The sequence below is a fragment of the [Ruminococcus] lactaris ATCC 29176 genome (genome assembly GCF_025152405.1).
Lineage (GTDB): Bacteria > Bacillota > Clostridia > Lachnospirales > Lachnospiraceae > Mediterraneibacter > Mediterraneibacter lactaris.
This window is the reverse complement of the sequence record NZ_CP102292.1, coordinates 1,262,678-1,279,223: the sequence shown is the minus strand read 5'-3', so window position 1 is coordinate 1,279,223 and position 16,546 is coordinate 1,262,678. Positions and strand designations below refer to the sequence as shown.

The following is a 16,546-nucleotide window of genomic DNA, read 5'->3' as shown; positions in this document are numbered from 1 at the left end:
GAATGATGGAGGCGTGCGATGCGTGAAAAATATATTGAACAAAAATTAGTTCGAGAGGTTAAGAAGCGAGGTGGCTTGTGTGAGAAATGGAATTCCGGTTCTTCAGGCTGGCCCGACCGAATTGTTTTATTACCTGATGGGAAAATCGGGTTCGTGGAGGTGAAGGCTCCCGGTGAGAAGTCGAGAAAGCTTCAGGTTCATAGACATGATCAGCTTCGTGCTCTTGGTTATAAAGTATTCGTCCTGGATGATATGGGACAGATTGGAGGAATTATAGATGCAATACAAACCGCATGATTATCAGCAGTATGCAATCAATTATATATTGGAACATCCGATAGCAGCCGTAATACTTGGGATGGGACTTGGCAAGACCAGTATTACGTTGACAGCCATCGAGCAGCTTATGTATGGCTGCTTTGAGATAAGCAAGGTCCTGGTGGTGGCTCCGCTTCGAGTAGCAAGAAACACCTGGAGTGATGAGATTCACAAATGGGAGCATTTGAAGCACCTGAAATATTCGATCGTTCTAGTACAAAAGTTTTTAAATAAATGGACTATATTTCTTTTCTGTAGTATACTGTTCTCATCAAATCAAAAGGAGCATTAAACTATGGGAAGAAAAGCATCCACTATTAATCTTAGCGAGGACGAACGTTTATATCTTGAAACTCAGATGCGTGCAAGAACAATTCAAGCCCAGACAGTAATTCGGGCAAGAATTTTACTACTCAAAGCAGAAGGTATTTCAGTTGACCATATTGCAGACAAAGTAGGAATGAATCGCAAAAGCGTCATGCTCTGTATCAATAAATACCTTGAGGGTGGTGTGGAAAATGCTCTGTTTGATGCACCCGGTCGTGGCAGGAATGCTGAAATAACCGATGATGAAAAAGCCTGGATAATAAATATCGCCTGTCAGAAGCCTGTCAATCTTGGATATTCAGCAGAAGTATGGACGCGTGCTCTTCTTACAAAACATATTAATAAATTTGCCGAAGAAGCAGGTCATACAAGGTTGTCAACAATCAGTCAGTCAAAGGTCCGCACAATACTGGAAGAAGCGGATATTAAGCCTAACAAAATAACTTATTACTGCGAAAATCGTGACCCTGATTTTGACCAGAAAATGCATAATGTTCTTCTTGTATATAAACAATTGTCTTTACAGTTTGACGAGAAGGGACAGCTCATTCCGTTTAAGGAGGATGAACAGGTTGTACATGTACTTTCCTATGATGAAAAACCCGGAATTCAGGCAATTGCCAATACCACAGAAGACCTCTTGCCGGATGAAAATCACAAGACGGTCAGCCGTGATTATGAATATAAACGTCTTGGAACTATTTCACTGCTTGCTGGAATCGACTTACAAACAGGGGAGGCAATTCCGCTTGTAAAAGATAAACACAGCAGCAAGGAATATATTGAGTTTCTAAAAATACTTGATTCAAAATATCCGGAGACTGACCGGATTCGTCTGGTATTGGATAATCTGAAAGTTCATTCTTCAGAGGAAACCCGAAAATACCTTGCGACAAAGCCGGGAAGATTTGAATTTGTGTTTACTCCCAAGCATGGTTCATGGTTGAATCTTGTTGAGGGATTCTTTAGTAAACTCACACGTCAGATGCTAAAAGGCATACGTGTAAAAACTAAGGATGAACTTGTGCAGCGTATCTATAGATACTTCGATGAAGTAAACGAACAACCTGTCGTATATCACTGGAAGTATAAGCTTGAAGAAATTAATTCAAGTGAAGAGGTGGTGGTTGATACGTTGCCAATTCAAAAGTCCAGTTAATTAATAACGGTTATACTAGGTACAGCAGCAGATCGGAAGAAGGCTCTGGCAGCAGATGCAGATATTTATGTAATCAATCGTGAAAATCTGCAATGGCTGGTTGAGCAGAGTGGTGTTCCCTTTGATTTTGATATGGTGGTTCTGGATGAGCTTTCATCCTTTAAGAACTGGAACAGCAAACGCTTTAAGGCTTTTATGAAGGTTAGACCAAAAGTAAAGAGAGTAATCGGACTTACCGGTACACCTTCTTCTAATGGTTTGATGGATCTCTTTGCAGAATTCAAGTGCCTGGATATGGGAGAGAGACTTGGCAGATTTATCAGTCAGTACAGAGTGAATTATTTCGTGCCAGATCAGACTAATGGCCAGATTGTTTATTCTTACAGATTAAGAAAAGGTGCCGAGGAACAGATTTATAACAAGATATCGGATATCACGATTTCTATGAAGGCACTTGACCATTTGAAAATGCCGGAGCTTATCAGTAATGAATATCCGGTTTATATGAGTGAGCATGAAGCTTCTTTATATGATGACATGGAAGCAGAAATGTTCCTTCCACTTAGAACCGGTGAGATTACTGCAGCTAATGCGGCGGCTCTTTCAGGAAAGCTGTTACAGATGGCAAACGGTGCGGTTTATTCTGATGACGGCGATGAGATTCAGATCCATGATCAGAAGTTAGATGCTCTGGAGGATTTGATAGAAGCTGCTAATGGAAAGCCAGTGATGGTGGCTTATTGGTTCAAGCATGACCTGACAAGAATTAGGAGGAGGCTTTCAGAGAGGAAGATTTCTTTTGAAAAGCTGGATTCTGAGGAAAGTATCCGTAAATGGAATAGAGGAGAACTGCCGGTGGCTCTGATTCATCCTGCATCAGCAGGGCATGGTCTCAATCTGCAGTCAGGCGGAAATATCTTAATCTGGTTTGGGCTTACCTGGAGCCTGGAACTGTATCAGCAGACAGTGGCCAGATTGTGGAGGCAGGGACAGTCGGCTGAGACTGTTGTGGTCCAGCATATTATTACTGCAGGAACGATAGATGAAGATGTTATGAAAGCATTGGCCAATAAGGATATGACACAAAACAGATTGATTGCTGCTGTAAAAGCGAGGGTAACGCATGGTAGGTAAGAATTTAGCAGAAGATCCATATGAACATCTTGCCAATGCTATTATTCTTAGTGCGGTTTCTGATTATAGAGTCGCACTCAAAAGGGTAAAGTGTAATCAGGGAAGCAAAACAGCAATAGATGAGGCTTTACGGATAGAGAAATTCTTCAGAAGTCCGTGGTATCAGCAACTGACTTCAGTGGATGGAGAGTTTTTGATAAGAAGGCTTCAGGATGAAATAAGACAATCAGAGTAAATCCGAGGGAAATTTTTATTTTATCGGAGGTAGCATATGACAGCAAAAGAGTATTTGAAGCAGGCGTATCTTTTGGATAAGCAGATACAAGTTGAGGTTAAGGAACTGGAACAGCTTCGGGAGATGCGTGGCACCATTCAGGGATGCAGCTATGGGGAAAAGATTGGTACGAATCCTAACATAAATCTGGAGGCTCCATTTATTAAAACTATTGAGAAGATATGGGAGTATGAGAAGAAGATTGATGGTAAGATTAATAGATTGGTGGATCTTCGCTCAGAAATCAATACAGCGATTGAAAAGATGGAGAATTCGGAGGAAAGGCTTCTTCTTAAATATCGTTATCTTAAAAATGAAAGCTGGGAAGATATTTCCTATGAGCTGAATGTTTCTTATAGAACAGTACATCGTATCCATGCATTAGCATTAAATAATTTTGTCGTCCCGGAATAAGGTTGGCATACCTTGTCACAACGTGGCAGAAGCATATATGTTATTATGATAGTGTCGAAAGTGTATGACAGAACAGAGCCTTGAGAGAAGAAATTTTCCCGGGGCTTTTTTTGCGCGAGTAATGAGGAAACTTGTTTCGAGTGCCTGGAAGGGAGTGTAACTGTGCCTAGCAAGCCGAAGAAACCGTGTGCATATCCAGGCTGTCCTGCGTTAGTGACCGGGCGGTATTGTGCAGAGCATGCGAAAAAAGTGAATAGTGATTATGAGAAATACGGAAGAGATAAAAATGCGAAGAGAAGATATGGTCGTGCATGGAAAAGGATTCGTGATAAGTATGCTGCAGAGCATCCGTTCTGTGAGAAGTGCTACGAGCGAGGAGTTCTGGTTCCAGTGGAGGAGATTCATCACAAGCTTCCTTTGAGTGAAGGCGGCACACATGACCGGAGCAATCTGATTGCGTTGTGTAAGTCGTGTCATTCACAGATTCATGCGAAACGTGGGGATCGTTGGGGTAAATAGGAATCTCGCGGAGCCTGTTTCGTGGGAAGAGAACGAGGTAGGGGTCTACAAATCTCTACAGACCTATCTGCTATAGAACGGCGGGTGGGTCTTGCGTGTGCAGTCGCAAAATTGAATAGGGGGGATAGCAGAAAAAAACCACCTCCCGAAGGAAGTGGTACTATTGTGAAACATCGGATTTTGCTTCTGTATTATCTGAAGGATCAGTAGTTTTGTCTTCTGGCCTTGTTTGAGCTGATAAGCGATCCAATAGAATATCGGTGGTGTTAGAAGGAATATGTATTCGTTCTTTCTTCATCAGTGTTCGAGCTTTTTGATTTGTTTCATAATCGCGATCACCTTTTTCAAAAATGGAGCAACAAAGAAAATCACATTTTAATTCACCCTGCGCATTTGCCTTGATGATAAAGATGAAATTATCAACACTAAAATGGCTGGATATTAAATAATCTGCTTTAATGCCTGTGATGAAAGGATACATGCGTGGCATGTATGAATATAAATTGAATTTGTTATCAAGGGATTCTTTCAAGTGAACTAAAGCTTCAAGTCGAGGTTTTATCATCTCCTCGTACTGGGCTGCCTTTTGAACTTTTTCAAATAGTATTTTACCCTCAAGAATTCTATCAGCAATTTTGGCAGAAGAATAATTTGGAAGAGAGATGTCTTTCATATACTGGAAGCCAGCTAAATGCGGATAATCTTCCAGAGAAAAGGTAAGATTAATTGGATACAGCTGTTTCTTATAGCCATATGTAAACAAATATCTATATTCAGTTATTTCTTTCCAGGCTTGTGCAGACTGTTGTAATAGATCCATATTATACCTTGTCCTTTGCAAAAAATAAAGGACCCTGCCAATGCAAGGCCCTTAAAAAGCGTTTTCATTCAGTTCCGAAGAACCTATTCGGTTTGAGGTTATCGCATAACCCAAGGTCAGGCTCCACAATCGGCTGCATGCCGACACAGTCAATTGCTTCAACACCACGATAGCTGGTCAACGCCGCTATCCTCTAATTTCATTATATCACAAAAATACTCGTAGTCAACAGAAAACGAGTTTTTGAGGAACACTATTTGCTTCGTGTTCTTAATTATTATATGTAGAAATAATGGTTTTGACAATAGAAAATATTGGAACTTGAGAAAGGAGGAATTCCGATGGCGGGAAGAAAGCCAAAGCCTACAGCGATGAAGAAGCTGGAAGGTAATCCAGGTAAGAGAAAATTGAATACGAAAGAGCCAGTTCCAGCAAAAGGAATGCCTGCTTGTCCTGATTGGTTAATGCCGGAAGCTAAGAAGGAATGGGAACGCTTGGCGAAGTTGATGAATCAGATGGGTGTTCTTACTGAAGTTGATATGGCGGCGTTTGCTGCATATTGTCAGTCTTATGCAAGATGGAAGGAGGCTCAGGAGCATATTACTTCTGGCGGCTCGACATTTGAAACTGATAAAGGATATCAGCAGCAGACACCTTGGGTTGGAATTGCAAATACGAATCAGAAGTTGATGCTGCAGGCGGCATCAGAGTTTGGGCTCACGCCATCTTCGCGTAGCAGGATTGTGGCCGGTAATGGTAAAGCGAAAGAAACAGAGGATGAGATGGAGGCATTACTTGGGGATAGTGGTGTGTTTGGATAGACAGTCGGCAAAAATCAAGGAGGTATGATGGGAGATGGCGCGTGAAACAAGACCAACAGACTATCCAAAGCTGAAAAATTATCAGCCGACAAGATTTATGCTTCCGACTTCTCATTACGATAAGACAAAGGCAGACAGGGCAGTTGCTTTTATTGAGAATTTGTGCCATACAAAAGGCAAATGGGCTGGAAAGAGGTTCTGGCTGCTGCCCTGGCAGGAGCAGCTAATAAGAGATATCTTCGGGATCGTCAAGTCTGATGGTAACAGACAGTTCCGTACAGCTTTTGTAGAAATCTGTAAAAAGGTTGGAAAGAGTGAATTGGCAGCTGCCATTGCTCTTTATTTACTTTATGCGGATAATGAACCATCTGCGGAGGTTTATGGTGCGGCGGCGGACCGGCAGCAGGCATCCATTGTTTTTGATGTTGCAAGACAGATGGTTGAGATGTCACCAGCACTGATGAAGAGAAGTAAGCTGATGTCAGCTACCAAGCGAATTGTCAATTACGGAAATGCCGGTTTTTATCAGGTGCTTTCAGCAGAGGTTGGAAGCAAGCATGGGTTTTCGATTTCGGGACTTGTGTTCGATGAAATTCATACACAGCCGAATCGTCAGTTATATGATGTTTTGACGAAGTACAGTTCAGATGCACGCCAGAATCCACTTCATTTCATTATTACGACTGCTGGAAATGACAGGCATTCGATTGCGTTTGAACTGCATACCAAAGCAGTAGATATTCTGGAAGGACGGCGTGTAGATCCGACTTTTTATCCTGTAGTTTACGGATTAAAGGATGATGAGGACTGGGAAGATGAAGCAAACTGGTACAAGGTAAATCCTTCCCTGGGATATACGGTGGATATTGAGCGGCTTCGGGATGCTTACCGGGAAGCAAAACAGAATCCGGCAGATGAGATAACGTTTAAATGGCTTCGTATGAATATGTGGGTATCCAGTACGACGTCATGGATTCCGGATGCAATCTTTATGAAAGGCAGTGAGCCAATTGATATGAGATTACTGGAGGGAAGAGACTGTTATGCAGGATTGGATCTTTCCAGTACAGGAGATATTACAGCACTGGTTCTGATATTTCCACCGAGAAATTCGGATGAAAAACACATTCTGGTGCCGTACTTTTGGGTGCCGGAAGAAACCATACCACAGAGGGTGAAGGCGAATTCAGTTCCTTATGATGTATGGGAGAAGCAGGGACATCTGCTGGCAACGGAAGGAAATGTGATCCACTATGATTTCATTCAGAAATTCATCTGTGATCTTGGAGAGAAGTACCATATCCTGGAAATTGCGGTGGACAGGTGGAATGCAACGCAGATGATCCAGAACCTGGAGGGCGCAGGATTTACGATGGTACCTTTTGGACAGGGATTTGCAAGTATGAGTACACCGACGAAGGAGTTTTACAGGCTTCTGATGGAAGGTCAGATTATTCATGCCGGGCATCCGGTTCTTCGGTGGATGGCGGGTAATGTTGTGATCGAGACAGATGCTGCGGAGAATATTAAGGTGACGAAGGCAAAGTCTAAGGAGAAGATTGATGGAATTGTAGCTTCTATTATGGCTCTGGATCGGTGTATTAGGAATCAGGGAGAAACGCAGGGCAGTGTGTATGATGAGAGAGGACTGCTGGTGTTTTGAGAATGAAGAGTATGCAGCAGGAGTTCTGGCAGGAAAGTTTATGATGTGAAGATTTCAGGTGGCTTGAAAACGGGTGAATGCGGTGATTGGTGTATTGGTATTTGCAGGTATTGGATTTTTGATTCTGTTCGGAGCGTGTCTGTGTTTATTGAGGGCAGGATCTGAAGCAGATGACAGGATGCGGGAATTGTTCCCAGAAAGGGAAGACAGATGAGAATGAAGTTGTTTGGGAAGCTGTTTCGGGGAAGGGATGCTCCTTCTAACAGCACGGCTGGAAGCGGGTATGGATTCTTTATGGGGAGTACGGCTTCCGGGAAGAGAGTGAATGCACGGAGTGCCATGCAGATGACGGCAGTGTATTCCTGTGTGAGGATTCTTTCGGAGGCGGTGGCGGGTCTGCCGTTGCAGTTTTACAGGTATAACGATAACGGAGGTAAGGAAAAGGCAGTGGATCACCCGCTTTATTTTCTGCTGCATGATGAGCCGAATCCGGAGATGACTTCCTTTGTGTTCCGGGAGACTCTGATGACGCACCTGCTTTTATGGGGGAATGCTTACAGTCAGATCATCAGGAACGGAAAGGGTGAGATTGTTGCACTTTATCCGCTGATGCCTGACCGGATGACGGTGGACAGGGATGAGCATGGCAGACTTTATTATGAATACCTGGTTTATAACGGGGATGATGTGGACGGCAGGACCGGCACGGATCCGAAAGCAAACGGGAAGATTGTGCGCCTGCATCCGGCGGATGTGCTGCATATTCCGGGGCTTGGGTTTGACGGGCTGGTTGGATATTCACCTATTGCCATGGCGAAGAATGCGATCGGGCTTGCCATTGCCGCTGAGGAGTATGGAAGCAAGTTTTATGCCAACGGTGCTGCTCCGTCAGGAGTGCTGGAGCATCCGGGAACTCTGAAGGATCCGGGCAGGGTGCGTGAGAGCTGGCAGTCCACTTTCGGGGGAAGCAGCAATGCCAATAAGGTTGCTGTCCTGGAAGAGGGGATGAAGTACACGCCGATTTCCATTGCACCGAATGAGGCACAGTTTCTGGAAACAAGGAAGTTTCAGATTGATGAGATTGCCAGGATTTTCAGGGTGCCGCCGCATATGGTGGGGGATCTGGACAAGTCCAGTTTCAGCAACATTGAGCAGCAGTCTCTGGAGTTTGTGAAGTATACGCTGAATCCCTGGGTGAGTCGGTGGGAACAGGCAATGGTCAGGGCCCTGCTGTCTGCGGAGGAAAAGAAGAAGTATTTCTTTAAGTTTAACGTGGACGGGCTGCTCAGGGGAGATTACCAGTCAAGGATGACGGGTTATGCTACGGCAAGGCAGAACGGATGGATGAGTGCCAATGATATCCGGGAGCTGGAAAATATGGACCGAATCCCAGAGGAGCTTGGCGGTGATCTGTATCTGATCAATGGAAATATGACGCTTCTGGGGTCCCCACGGAGTTATGAAACTCCGGGGGGGGAGAGGAGAAGCATCGGAATGGATGAGCTTCACTGCCTGCAGGGAAGCGAAGAAAATGGAGATTGTGACGACGAAGGATGCCGGACTGTTTGGCGGAGCCGGTGGAAAGGAGAAGGGAGCCAGTGAAGAAGTTTTGGAACTGGAAGAAAACAAAAACGGTGAATCAGGAAACAGGACAGGAAACGGAAGAACGGATCCTGTTCATGAACGGAGTAATTGCTGAGGACAGCTGGTTTGACGATGATGTCACGCCGGCTCTTTTTAAGGATGAGCTGAATGCCGGAACAGGGGACATTACCCTGTGGATCAACAGTCCTGGTGGGGATTGTGTTGCCGCAGCGCAGATTTTTAACATGCTGTCGGAGTATCCGGGGAAGGTTACGGTGAAGATTGACGGGCTTGCGGCATCTGCGGCGTCTGTCATTGCAATGGCCGGAACTGAGGTATGGATGAGTCCGGTGAGCATGATGATGATCCATAATCCGGCCACGGTTGCATGGGGCGATCATGTAGAGATGAAGAAGGCAATGGAACTTCTGGATGCTGTAAAGGAATCCATTATCAATGCTTATGTACGGAAAACGGGACAGAGCAGGGCGAAGCTTTCACATCTTATGGATGCGGAAACGTGGATGGATGCAAATAAGGCTGTGGAGCTTGGCTTTGCGGATGACATTCTGTTCCAGAAAGAGGAACAGGGTGATGATGGAGATTCAGTGGATGACAGTACGGAAAGTGGAACAGGTGCTTCTGATTCTGTAATGTTTTCCAGACGGGCAGTAAATAATACGCTGATGAATAAGCTGGAGAGACATTATGGAAAGACTGGAAAATCCGTAAAAGATCAGACAGAGATCACAAGGATGGCGGCCGATGGTAATGGAGTATTGGAGCAGTGTTACGGAAATGCCAGAGATGCTGGCTTGAATGGAAATGGTGCTGTTATGCAGGGAACTGGAATAAGTGGAAGTGCCGGTGCTGAGGGGGACGATCCCTGTAATGGATGTTTCGGGGCAGCGGAGAATACCTGCCAGAAGTGTGAAAAGAAGAAAGTGAATAGGAATATTACAGGGCGTTCTGCAGATGATCTGCGTGAACGCTTAAATTTTATTAAAAAATATATCTGAGGAGGATACGGATTATGACGATTCAGGAATTAATGGAGAAAAGAGCAAAGGTTTGGGAAGCTGCAAAGAATTTTGTGGATACCCATGAGAATGAAAATGGTGTTCTGTTTGCGGAGGACAGTGCAACCTATGAGAGGATGGAAGCGGAGATTGAGGATCTGACAAAGGCAATTGACCGCCATCGTAAGGCTGAGGAAATGGAAAAGAACCTGAACCAGCCGGTAAACCAGCCGCTGACCGGGAAGCCTTATGCAGGCGGTCAGGGCGAGCAGAAGACAGGACGTGCTTCCGATGAATACCGCAGGGCAATGCTGAATGCACTGAGAAGCAACTTCCGACAGGTTTCCAATACCCTTCAGGAGGGTGTGGATGCTGACGGCGGTTATCTGGTTCCGGAGGAGTATGACAGAAGACTGGTTGATGTCCTGAATGAAGAGAATATCATGCGCCGTCTTGCTACAAGAATCGTGACTTCCGGGGAACACAAGATCAATATTGCGGCTACCAAGCCTGCAGCAAGCTGGATCGAGGAAGGCGGGGCGCTGACTTTCGGGGATGCGACCTTTGACCAGAAGATCCTGGATGCACATAAGCTTCATGTGGCGATCAAGGTAACGGAGGAACTGCTTTACGACAATGCCTTTAATCTGGAAAATTACATTATTGTCCAGTTTGGAAAGGCACTTGCCAATGCGGAAGAGGATGCCTTCCTGAACGGAAACGGAACAGGGAAGCCGACCGGTATTTTTGACGGAACGGGCGGCGGGCATCTGCTGAATACACTGGCTGCAGCTTTGAAATCAGATGACATGCTGGATCTGGTGTATGGCCTGAAACGTCCGTACCGTAAAAATGCGTCCTTTATCATGAATGATGCAACACTGCCTTCCCTTAGAAAGCTGAAGGATAATAACGGTGCTTATATCTGGCAGCCGGCTTACCAGGCAGGGGAACCAGACAGGATTCTGGGTTACAAGGTGGAGACTTCTGCCTATGCACCGAAGGACGGCATCGCTTTTGGGGATTACAGCTATTACAACATTGGGGACCGTGGAAACAGATCCTTTAAGCAGCTGAATGAACTGTTTGCAGGCAACGGAATGATCGGTTTTGTTGCAAAGGAACGTGTGGACGGAAAACTGGTTCTTCCGGAAGCAGTGCAGATCATGAAACTGAAAGCTGACTAATGTGCAGGAATGACAGGGGATGGCGTAAGCTGTCCCCTGCTTTAACTGAATCAGGGAAGGTTTCAAGTTTGAAGAATGTTCGCTGGTTTGAAAATCAGATCAGTTAAGCGGCGAGCATAAAGAATGATGAACGAAATGGAAACAGGAAAATCTGCGGGAGGTGACGGGATGTCCTGGGTGGTTCATGAGGATATGAAGATTGAGATGACAAAGGGGGATACGCCTTCTTTTGCGTTCCAGGCATTTCTGCCGGACGGCTCGGAGTATGAGTTTGAGGAAGGCGATTCCGTGGTCTTTGCGGCGAAGCGGAATAAGGTGGATCCGGAGCCTGCGGTACGGATCGAGGCAGATGTGAAGGAGAAGATGATCCGATTCTCTGAGGAAGATACAAAACATCTGGAACTGGGAAAATATATCTGGGAGCTGTCCTTAAACAAGAGCAGCGGCTACAGGTGTACTTTTATTGCAAATAAGGTTCTGAAACTGACGGTGGAGGTGGCGTGATGGAGCAGCTGACAGGGACCATGAGCAGTGTTCCTGATTCAAATAATTATGAAAATATGAGCCATAAGCCGCAGATCAATGGTGTGGAGCTGACTGGAAATAAAACTTCGGAAGAACTGGGGATTGGCGGCGGAAGTGGTGTGACGAAACAGGAAATGGAAGATGCCCTGAGAGAAAAAGTCAGTAAGGAAGATGGAAAAGGACTTTCCAGTAATGATTTTACGGGAGATGAAAAGTCAAAGCTGGAAGGAATTGAGGAAGGGGCACAGAAGAATGTTCCGGTGCCTACGAAGGTCAGTGAGCTGGAAAATGACAGTAAGTTCCAGACGGAGGATCAGGTGAAGGATATCCGGGATGCTGTTGAAAAGATGGGACGGCGCCTGGATGAACTGGTTGATGGAAATGAGGTGGCGTACTGATGGCAAATGTGCTTGTGGAAGAAGAAACGCTGACTGCTATTGCAGATGCGGTGCGTGCCAGGGGAGGTACTTCTGCCCTGATGAAACCGGGGGAGATCCCGGATGCAGTAAGCAGGATCCCGTCAGGTGAAAGCACTGCGGATATGTCCATGCCGGTCCGGTTCTTTGATTATGAGGGAACCCTTTCCCTTGAGGAGCTTGCCGGGCTGGAACGTCTGCCGGATCTGCCGTTTCACGAAGGTCTGGTGTGTACGGGATGGAACTGGACGCTGGAGGATCTGAAAAAGACAAATAGGGAGATGAATGTAGCTGCCCAGTATGTCACGGATGACGGGGCCACAAGGTTTTATGTGACGCTGGATGAAGATATGCTGGAGCCGCAGGTTTCTTTTGGCCAGAGTTTTAGTAACGGTGTGAAGGTGGACTGGGGTGATGGAAGTGAACTGGAAACAGCAGAGGGATGGAATTATAACAGGATTACCCTGACACACCGGTACCAGAAAGCAGGGGAGTATGTGCTTCGGTTTCTGCCGCAGGAAGACAATATGGTTATGTTTATGGGAAGTTACAGCGAGGGGTCTTATGTTTTTACAGCAGGAAAGAAAAGTAAAGAGGAAAACATGAAGTATCTGTCAGCAGTGAGGAAAATTGAAGTAGGAAGGAATGTGAAAGAACTGGCTTCCTACTGTTTCTGCTGTTTTTCGAGACTGGAGATGGTCACACTGGAAAAAACAGACGGCCTGTTTGGAAATGGGATTGTAAAGTGCTGTTATGGCCTGAAATTTTTGGGGATTCCGGGCAATATGAAAGCAATTCCAAGATATTTGTGCGAGCAGTGCATAAGCCTGAAAAATGTATCTGTTCCGAACGGAATAGTCACAATCCCTGATAATGCATTTTCGGAATGTCGTTCTCTGGAAAAAATCACTATGCCGGAGACAGTCACATCGCTTGGAAAATTTGCCCTGAATGAGTGTCTGGCCATGAAAGAACTGTATCTTCCAGGGAAAGTAGCTGCTATTGAGGGCAGCATATTCAGAAAAGACTGGCTTCTGGAAGGAATCCGGCTTACAGATGGCATAACGGAAATTCCGGATAATGCTTTTTCAGGATGTTATATGCTGACAGAACTGGTAATTCCTGCGGCTGTGACGGCAATCACCAAGTATGCATTTGAGAACTGTAAAGGAATGAAACGGTACTATTTTCTGCCGGTTTTACCGCCGAAGCTTTCCGGGGCAACTGTATTCAATGGGATTCCGGAGGATTGTAAGATCTATGTGCCGAAAGGAAGCCTGGAGGCTTATCAGACGGCGAATAGCTGGAGTAATTTTGCTTCCTATATGGTGGAAATGGAAGGTGATGTTCCGTGATTGTGACAGTAAAGGAAATGAAGAATTACCTGCGGGTGGATTTTGACGATGATGATGTGCTGCTTTCTGATCTGATCGAGCAGGGGCAACAGATCTGCATGGACGTGGCAAGGATCACGGATGAGGATGAGTTTGAAGATCTGCAGGGGACAAAGATTGCCGTGCAGTATGCGGCTGCGTATCTGTATGAACACAGGGAGGAAGCGGATCACCATCAACTGGTGCTGGATCTGAGGAGCCTGTTGTTTGGAGTGAGGAAACCGGGATTCTGAAAAAATATCCATGAAACAGGAATGAAAATGGGAGTTTGGAAAGGATTCTGGTGGATATTGTTATGAAGGATGGAGCTTGTTGGTGTCATGGATATTGCATTGATGAATGAGAAAGTTGTTTTTCAGAAGTGTTCTGTTGTGAAGGATGGGATCGGAAATCACAGGAATGAGTGGACAGAGGATTACTGCTGTTTTGCAACAATAGGCGGTGAGGGGCTTGCCAGTTCCAGGGAGGCGGAAGCTGCAGGGACTTTGGTGGAGGATGTGGGAATGACTGTGACGGTGCGGTACTGTAAAAAGACTGCAGGCATCCGGTCTGTTACCCACAGGATCCTGTTTCGTGATCAGGTGTATGACATTGTGAGTGTGGATCATCTGAATTATAAGAAGAAGTGTCTGAAATTTACATGCAGGAAGGTCCGGAGGTGAGAGCATGGCAGGGGACAGGTGTACAGTCAGCCAGATGGCGGATGTGATCATGGAAGGACTGGAAGAGTATGCACAGCTTGCGGCAGATGATATGAAAAAAGCAGTGAAGAAGGCAGGGGCACAGGCAAGGAAGGATATCCAGGAGAATGCCCCTGTGAAGACCGGTGCCTATGCAAAGAGCTGGGCGGCGAAGACCACGAAGGAAACTGCCAATGCAATGGAGATCGTGGTGTATTCCAGGAACAGGTACCAGCTGGCCCATCTGCTGGAGTTCGGCCATGCATTGAGAAAAGGCGGCAGGACAAGGGCGTTTCCCCATATTGCGCCTGCTGAGGAGAGGGCTGCGCAGACTCTGGAACGGGAAGTGGAGAAGGCACTGAGGTGATGGCAGGAGGTGAAAGCATATGACACTGGAAGAACTGGCAGGGATGCTGGAAGAGACTGGATTTCCTTTTGCCTATGACCATTTTGCGGAAGGGGAAAGCCCGGATCCGCCGTTTATCTGTTATCTGCTTCCCGGCAGTGATAATTTTTCGGCAGACGGACGGGTATATTTCCGGATCAGTGAAGTAAGGATAGAGCTTTACACGGATCGGAAGGATCCAGGGGCAGAAGCTCTGGTGGAAACGGTTCTGGATGATGCCGGGATTTTTTATAATAAGTCGGAGGTCTGGATTCAGAGCGAAAAGCTGTATGAGGTGCTGTACAGTATGGAACTGTAATGATTTGTTTAGTGATGGAGGAATATTATGTCTGATAAGAATAACAAGGTGAAGTATAACCTGAAAAATGCGCATTACGCTTTACTGACGGTCGGGGAGGACGGGGCGGTGTCCTATGCAGCACCGGTGCCGCTTCCGGGATCTGTATCACTCTCCCTGGATGCCAACGGGGAGCCGGAGAATTTTTATGCGGACGGTATTGCGTACTATGTGATCAACAACAATATGGGATATGACGGGGATCTGGAGCTTGCACTGATTCCGGAGAGCTTCCGGACGGATGTGCTGAGAGAGAAGCTGGATGCCAAGGGCGTTCTGATTGAAAACTCGGATGCAGAGCTGGCACTGTTTGCCCTGCTTTTTGAGTTTGACGGGGATGTGCGCCATATCCGCCACGTGATGTATAACTGTTCGGCTTCCCGTCCGAAGATTGAGGGCAAGACCAACGAGGAGAAGAAGGAAGTGCAGACGGAAACGCTGACCATTAAAGCCACGCCATTGTCGGATGGAAAGGTGAAGGCAAAGACAGGAAATACTACGGATGCAACTGTTTATGCAGACTGGTACAAGGCGGTGTATCTGCCGGCCGCGGATCCGGCTTCTTTGCAGGCTGATAATGGTGGAAAGTCTGTTGTGGATGCTGCAGGAAATGGAAAAGCACTGAGCTGAGGGGGATTCGGATATGAGCATGATGAAGAAGATTGAGATCGACGGGAAGGCGGTTGCTTTTAAGGCATCTGCCGCCATTCCGCGTATTTACAGGATTAAGTTCCAGAGGGATATCTACAAGGATTTATCTGTGCTGGAAAAGAGTATCGGGGACGGGGATCCGGAAAAGTCTTCCCTGGATCTGTTTTCCCTTGAGATGTTTGAGAACATTGCGTATGTGATGGCGAAGCATGCGGATCCGTCTATTCCGGATAATCCGGAGGACTGGCTGGATGAGTTTAATACATTCAGTATTTACCAGGTTCTTCCAAAGCTGATCGAGCTGTGGGGCATGAACATCAGGACGGATGTGGAGGCTAAAAAAAACTTCATGCAACAGACCGTGAAATGACAACTCCCCTGTTTCTTCTCCGGTGTGTGCAGCTGGGGATTTCCATCCGGGATCTGGATCTGCTGACTATCGGGATGGTGAATGATATGTTTGTGGAGAGCCGGAACGATGAGTATAAGGGATGGAGACAGGTTGCCACACAGGAGGATTTTGATGCATTTTAAAAGGAGATGACTGAAATAGTTCATCTCCTTTTAAATTACTTGTCTTCTAAGTATAAGGGACTGTTGGTTGGTGATACTGAACCATCTTCGATTGCTGCTTGAACTCCACGGGCCATTGCATTTTGCATTTGATTTTTTAATTCCGCAATTTCAGCTTCATGGCGTTTTTCTTTCAGAACATTATGGATTGTAGACTGAGATACATCATATAAAGGCGCTATTTTTGACTGAGAAAAACCGTCTTCTTCTGAAAGTTGCCAAATGCGATTTTTTTGTGCTTCAGTAAGTGCTCTTTTTGCCATCTGTACAAGCCTCCTTTATCAAATTGATATTTTATAGCTTGATAATACCATTAAATACAAGG

General features: G+C 45.8%; 21 protein-coding genes and 3 pseudogenes. 22 read left to right on the top strand and 2 right to left on the bottom strand.

The features are described 5' to 3' along the window. Window positions 1-18 precede the first annotated feature (18 nt). The 7 genes and pseudogenes from NQ541_RS06020 to NQ541_RS05990 all read left to right on the top strand — a co-directional run bounded on the left by NQ541_RS06020 (window position 19) and on the right by NQ541_RS05990 (window position 4,145). Complete coding sequence (locus tag NQ541_RS06020) at window positions 19-297, top strand: VRR-NUC domain-containing protein (protein ID WP_005612474.1); 279 nt, start codon at window positions 19-21, stop codon at window positions 295-297. Next, window positions 278-532, top strand: a pseudogene (locus tag NQ541_RS06015) (SNF2-related protein); the annotation flags it as partial. The gene NQ541_RS06020 and the pseudogene NQ541_RS06015, both read left to right, overlap by 20 nt. 81 nt (window positions 533-613) lie before the next feature. Beyond that, on the top strand, window positions 614-1,804 hold the full coding sequence (locus tag NQ541_RS06010; protein WP_005609147.1) for an IS630 family transposase: 1,191 nt from the start codon (window positions 614-616) through the stop codon (window positions 1,802-1,804). Window positions 1,805-1,813: 9 nt separating this feature from the next. Continuing rightward, window positions 1,814-2,938 (top strand): annotated as a pseudogene (locus NQ541_RS06005) (helicase-related protein); the annotation flags it as partial. After that, window positions 2,928-3,173 carry a hypothetical protein gene (locus tag NQ541_RS06000; protein WP_005612478.1) on the top strand — a complete coding sequence of 82 codons (246 nt, stop codon included), beginning with the start codon at window positions 2,928-2,930 and terminating at the stop codon, window positions 3,171-3,173. The pseudogene NQ541_RS06005 and the gene NQ541_RS06000, both read left to right, overlap by 11 nt. Before the next feature lie 36 nt (window positions 3,174-3,209). Next, the gene (locus tag NQ541_RS05995; protein ID WP_005612479.1) at window positions 3,210-3,626 is read left to right on the top strand and encodes a DUF1492 domain-containing protein; all 417 of its coding nucleotides are present in this window, start codon (window positions 3,210-3,212) and stop codon (window positions 3,624-3,626) included. 162 nt (window positions 3,627-3,788) lie between these two features. Further along, window positions 3,789-4,145 carry an HNH endonuclease signature motif containing protein gene (locus NQ541_RS05990; protein ID WP_044941034.1) on the top strand — a complete coding sequence of 119 codons (357 nt, stop codon included), beginning with the start codon at window positions 3,789-3,791 and terminating at the stop codon, window positions 4,143-4,145. A 160-nt stretch (window positions 4,146-4,305) separates the two neighbouring features. On the opposite strand, the gene NQ541_RS05985 is transcribed toward NQ541_RS05990, so the two are convergent. After that, entirely contained in the window at window positions 4,306-4,965 is a 660-nt protein-coding gene (locus tag NQ541_RS05985) for a PBECR4 domain-containing protein (protein ID WP_005612481.1), read from the bottom strand. A gap of 341 nt (window positions 4,966-5,306) precedes the next feature. Between NQ541_RS05985 and NQ541_RS05980 the strand changes: the two genes are divergently transcribed. The 15 genes and pseudogenes from NQ541_RS05980 (at window position 5,307) to NQ541_RS05910 (ending at window position 16,182) form a co-directional block, all read left to right on the top strand. After that, window positions 5,307-5,786 carry a phage terminase small subunit P27 family gene (locus tag NQ541_RS05980; RefSeq protein ID WP_044941037.1) on the top strand — a complete coding sequence of 160 codons (480 nt, stop codon included), beginning with the start codon at window positions 5,307-5,309 and terminating at the stop codon, window positions 5,784-5,786. A gap of 34 nt (window positions 5,787-5,820) precedes the next feature. Then, a complete protein-coding gene (locus NQ541_RS05975) occupies window positions 5,821-7,449 on the top strand; it encodes a terminase large subunit (RefSeq protein WP_005612483.1) in 1,629 nt (542 codons plus the stop codon). Between the two features lie 216 nt (window positions 7,450-7,665). Beyond that, the gene (locus NQ541_RS05970; RefSeq protein ID WP_005612486.1) at window positions 7,666-9,051 is read left to right on the top strand and encodes a phage portal protein; all 1,386 of its coding nucleotides are present in this window, start codon (window positions 7,666-7,668) and stop codon (window positions 9,049-9,051) included. Between the two features lie 77 nt (window positions 9,052-9,128). After that, window positions 9,129-9,606 (top strand): annotated as a pseudogene (locus NQ541_RS05965) (head maturation protease, ClpP-related); the annotation flags it as partial. Between the two features lie 460 nt (window positions 9,607-10,066). Next, on the top strand, window positions 10,067-11,239 hold the full coding sequence (locus NQ541_RS05960; RefSeq protein ID WP_005612491.1) for a phage major capsid protein: 1,173 nt from the start codon (window positions 10,067-10,069) through the stop codon (window positions 11,237-11,239). Window positions 11,240-11,374: 135 nt separating this feature from the next. Continuing rightward, complete coding sequence (locus NQ541_RS05955) at window positions 11,375-11,743, top strand: hypothetical protein (protein ID WP_147644441.1); 369 nt, start codon at window positions 11,375-11,377, stop codon at window positions 11,741-11,743. Further along, window positions 11,743-12,162: a hypothetical protein gene (locus tag NQ541_RS05950; RefSeq protein WP_005612494.1), complete on the top strand. Its 420-nt coding sequence runs from the start codon at window positions 11,743-11,745 to the stop codon at window positions 12,160-12,162. The genes NQ541_RS05955 and NQ541_RS05950 overlap by 1 nt, the downstream gene beginning before the upstream one ends. Next, window positions 12,162-13,535 carry a leucine-rich repeat domain-containing protein gene (locus tag NQ541_RS05945; RefSeq protein WP_005612496.1) on the top strand — a complete coding sequence of 458 codons (1,374 nt, stop codon included), beginning with the start codon at window positions 12,162-12,164 and terminating at the stop codon, window positions 13,533-13,535. Before NQ541_RS05950 ends, NQ541_RS05945 begins: the two co-directional genes overlap by 1 nt. Next, on the top strand, window positions 13,532-13,807 hold the full coding sequence (locus tag NQ541_RS05940; RefSeq protein ID WP_005612498.1) for a head-tail connector protein: 276 nt from the start codon (window positions 13,532-13,534) through the stop codon (window positions 13,805-13,807). The genes NQ541_RS05945 and NQ541_RS05940 overlap by 4 nt, the downstream gene beginning before the upstream one ends. Window positions 13,808-13,894: 87 nt before the next feature. Beyond that, complete coding sequence (locus NQ541_RS05935; protein WP_044941097.1) at window positions 13,895-14,236, top strand: phage head closure protein; 342 nt, start codon at window positions 13,895-13,897, stop codon at window positions 14,234-14,236. Between the two features lie 4 nt (window positions 14,237-14,240). Then, complete coding sequence (locus NQ541_RS05930) at window positions 14,241-14,621, top strand: HK97 gp10 family phage protein (RefSeq protein ID WP_005612501.1); 381 nt, start codon at window positions 14,241-14,243, stop codon at window positions 14,619-14,621. Window positions 14,622-14,640: 19 nt separating this feature from the next. Next, a complete protein-coding gene (locus NQ541_RS05925) occupies window positions 14,641-14,958 on the top strand; it encodes a hypothetical protein (RefSeq protein WP_005612503.1) in 318 nt (105 codons plus the stop codon). 27 nt (window positions 14,959-14,985) lie between these two features. Further along, entirely contained in the window at window positions 14,986-15,627 is a 642-nt protein-coding gene (locus NQ541_RS05920) for a major tail protein (protein WP_005612505.1), read from the top strand. Between the two features lie 13 nt (window positions 15,628-15,640). Then, on the top strand, window positions 15,641-16,018 hold the full coding sequence (locus tag NQ541_RS05915; protein WP_044941044.1) for a hypothetical protein: 378 nt from the start codon (window positions 15,641-15,643) through the stop codon (window positions 16,016-16,018). After that, window positions 16,015-16,182 carry a hypothetical protein gene (locus NQ541_RS05910; RefSeq protein ID WP_005612508.1) on the top strand — a complete coding sequence of 56 codons (168 nt, stop codon included), beginning with the start codon at window positions 16,015-16,017 and terminating at the stop codon, window positions 16,180-16,182. The genes NQ541_RS05915 and NQ541_RS05910 overlap by 4 nt, the downstream gene beginning before the upstream one ends. Before the next feature lie 35 nt (window positions 16,183-16,217). Here NQ541_RS05910 and NQ541_RS05905 read toward each other — a convergent pair whose 3' ends face one another. Next, the gene (locus NQ541_RS05905) at window positions 16,218-16,484 is read right to left on the bottom strand and encodes a helix-turn-helix domain-containing protein (protein WP_005612510.1); all 267 of its coding nucleotides are present in this window, start codon (window positions 16,482-16,484) and stop codon (window positions 16,218-16,220) included. Window positions 16,485-16,546: the final 62 nt, after the last annotated feature.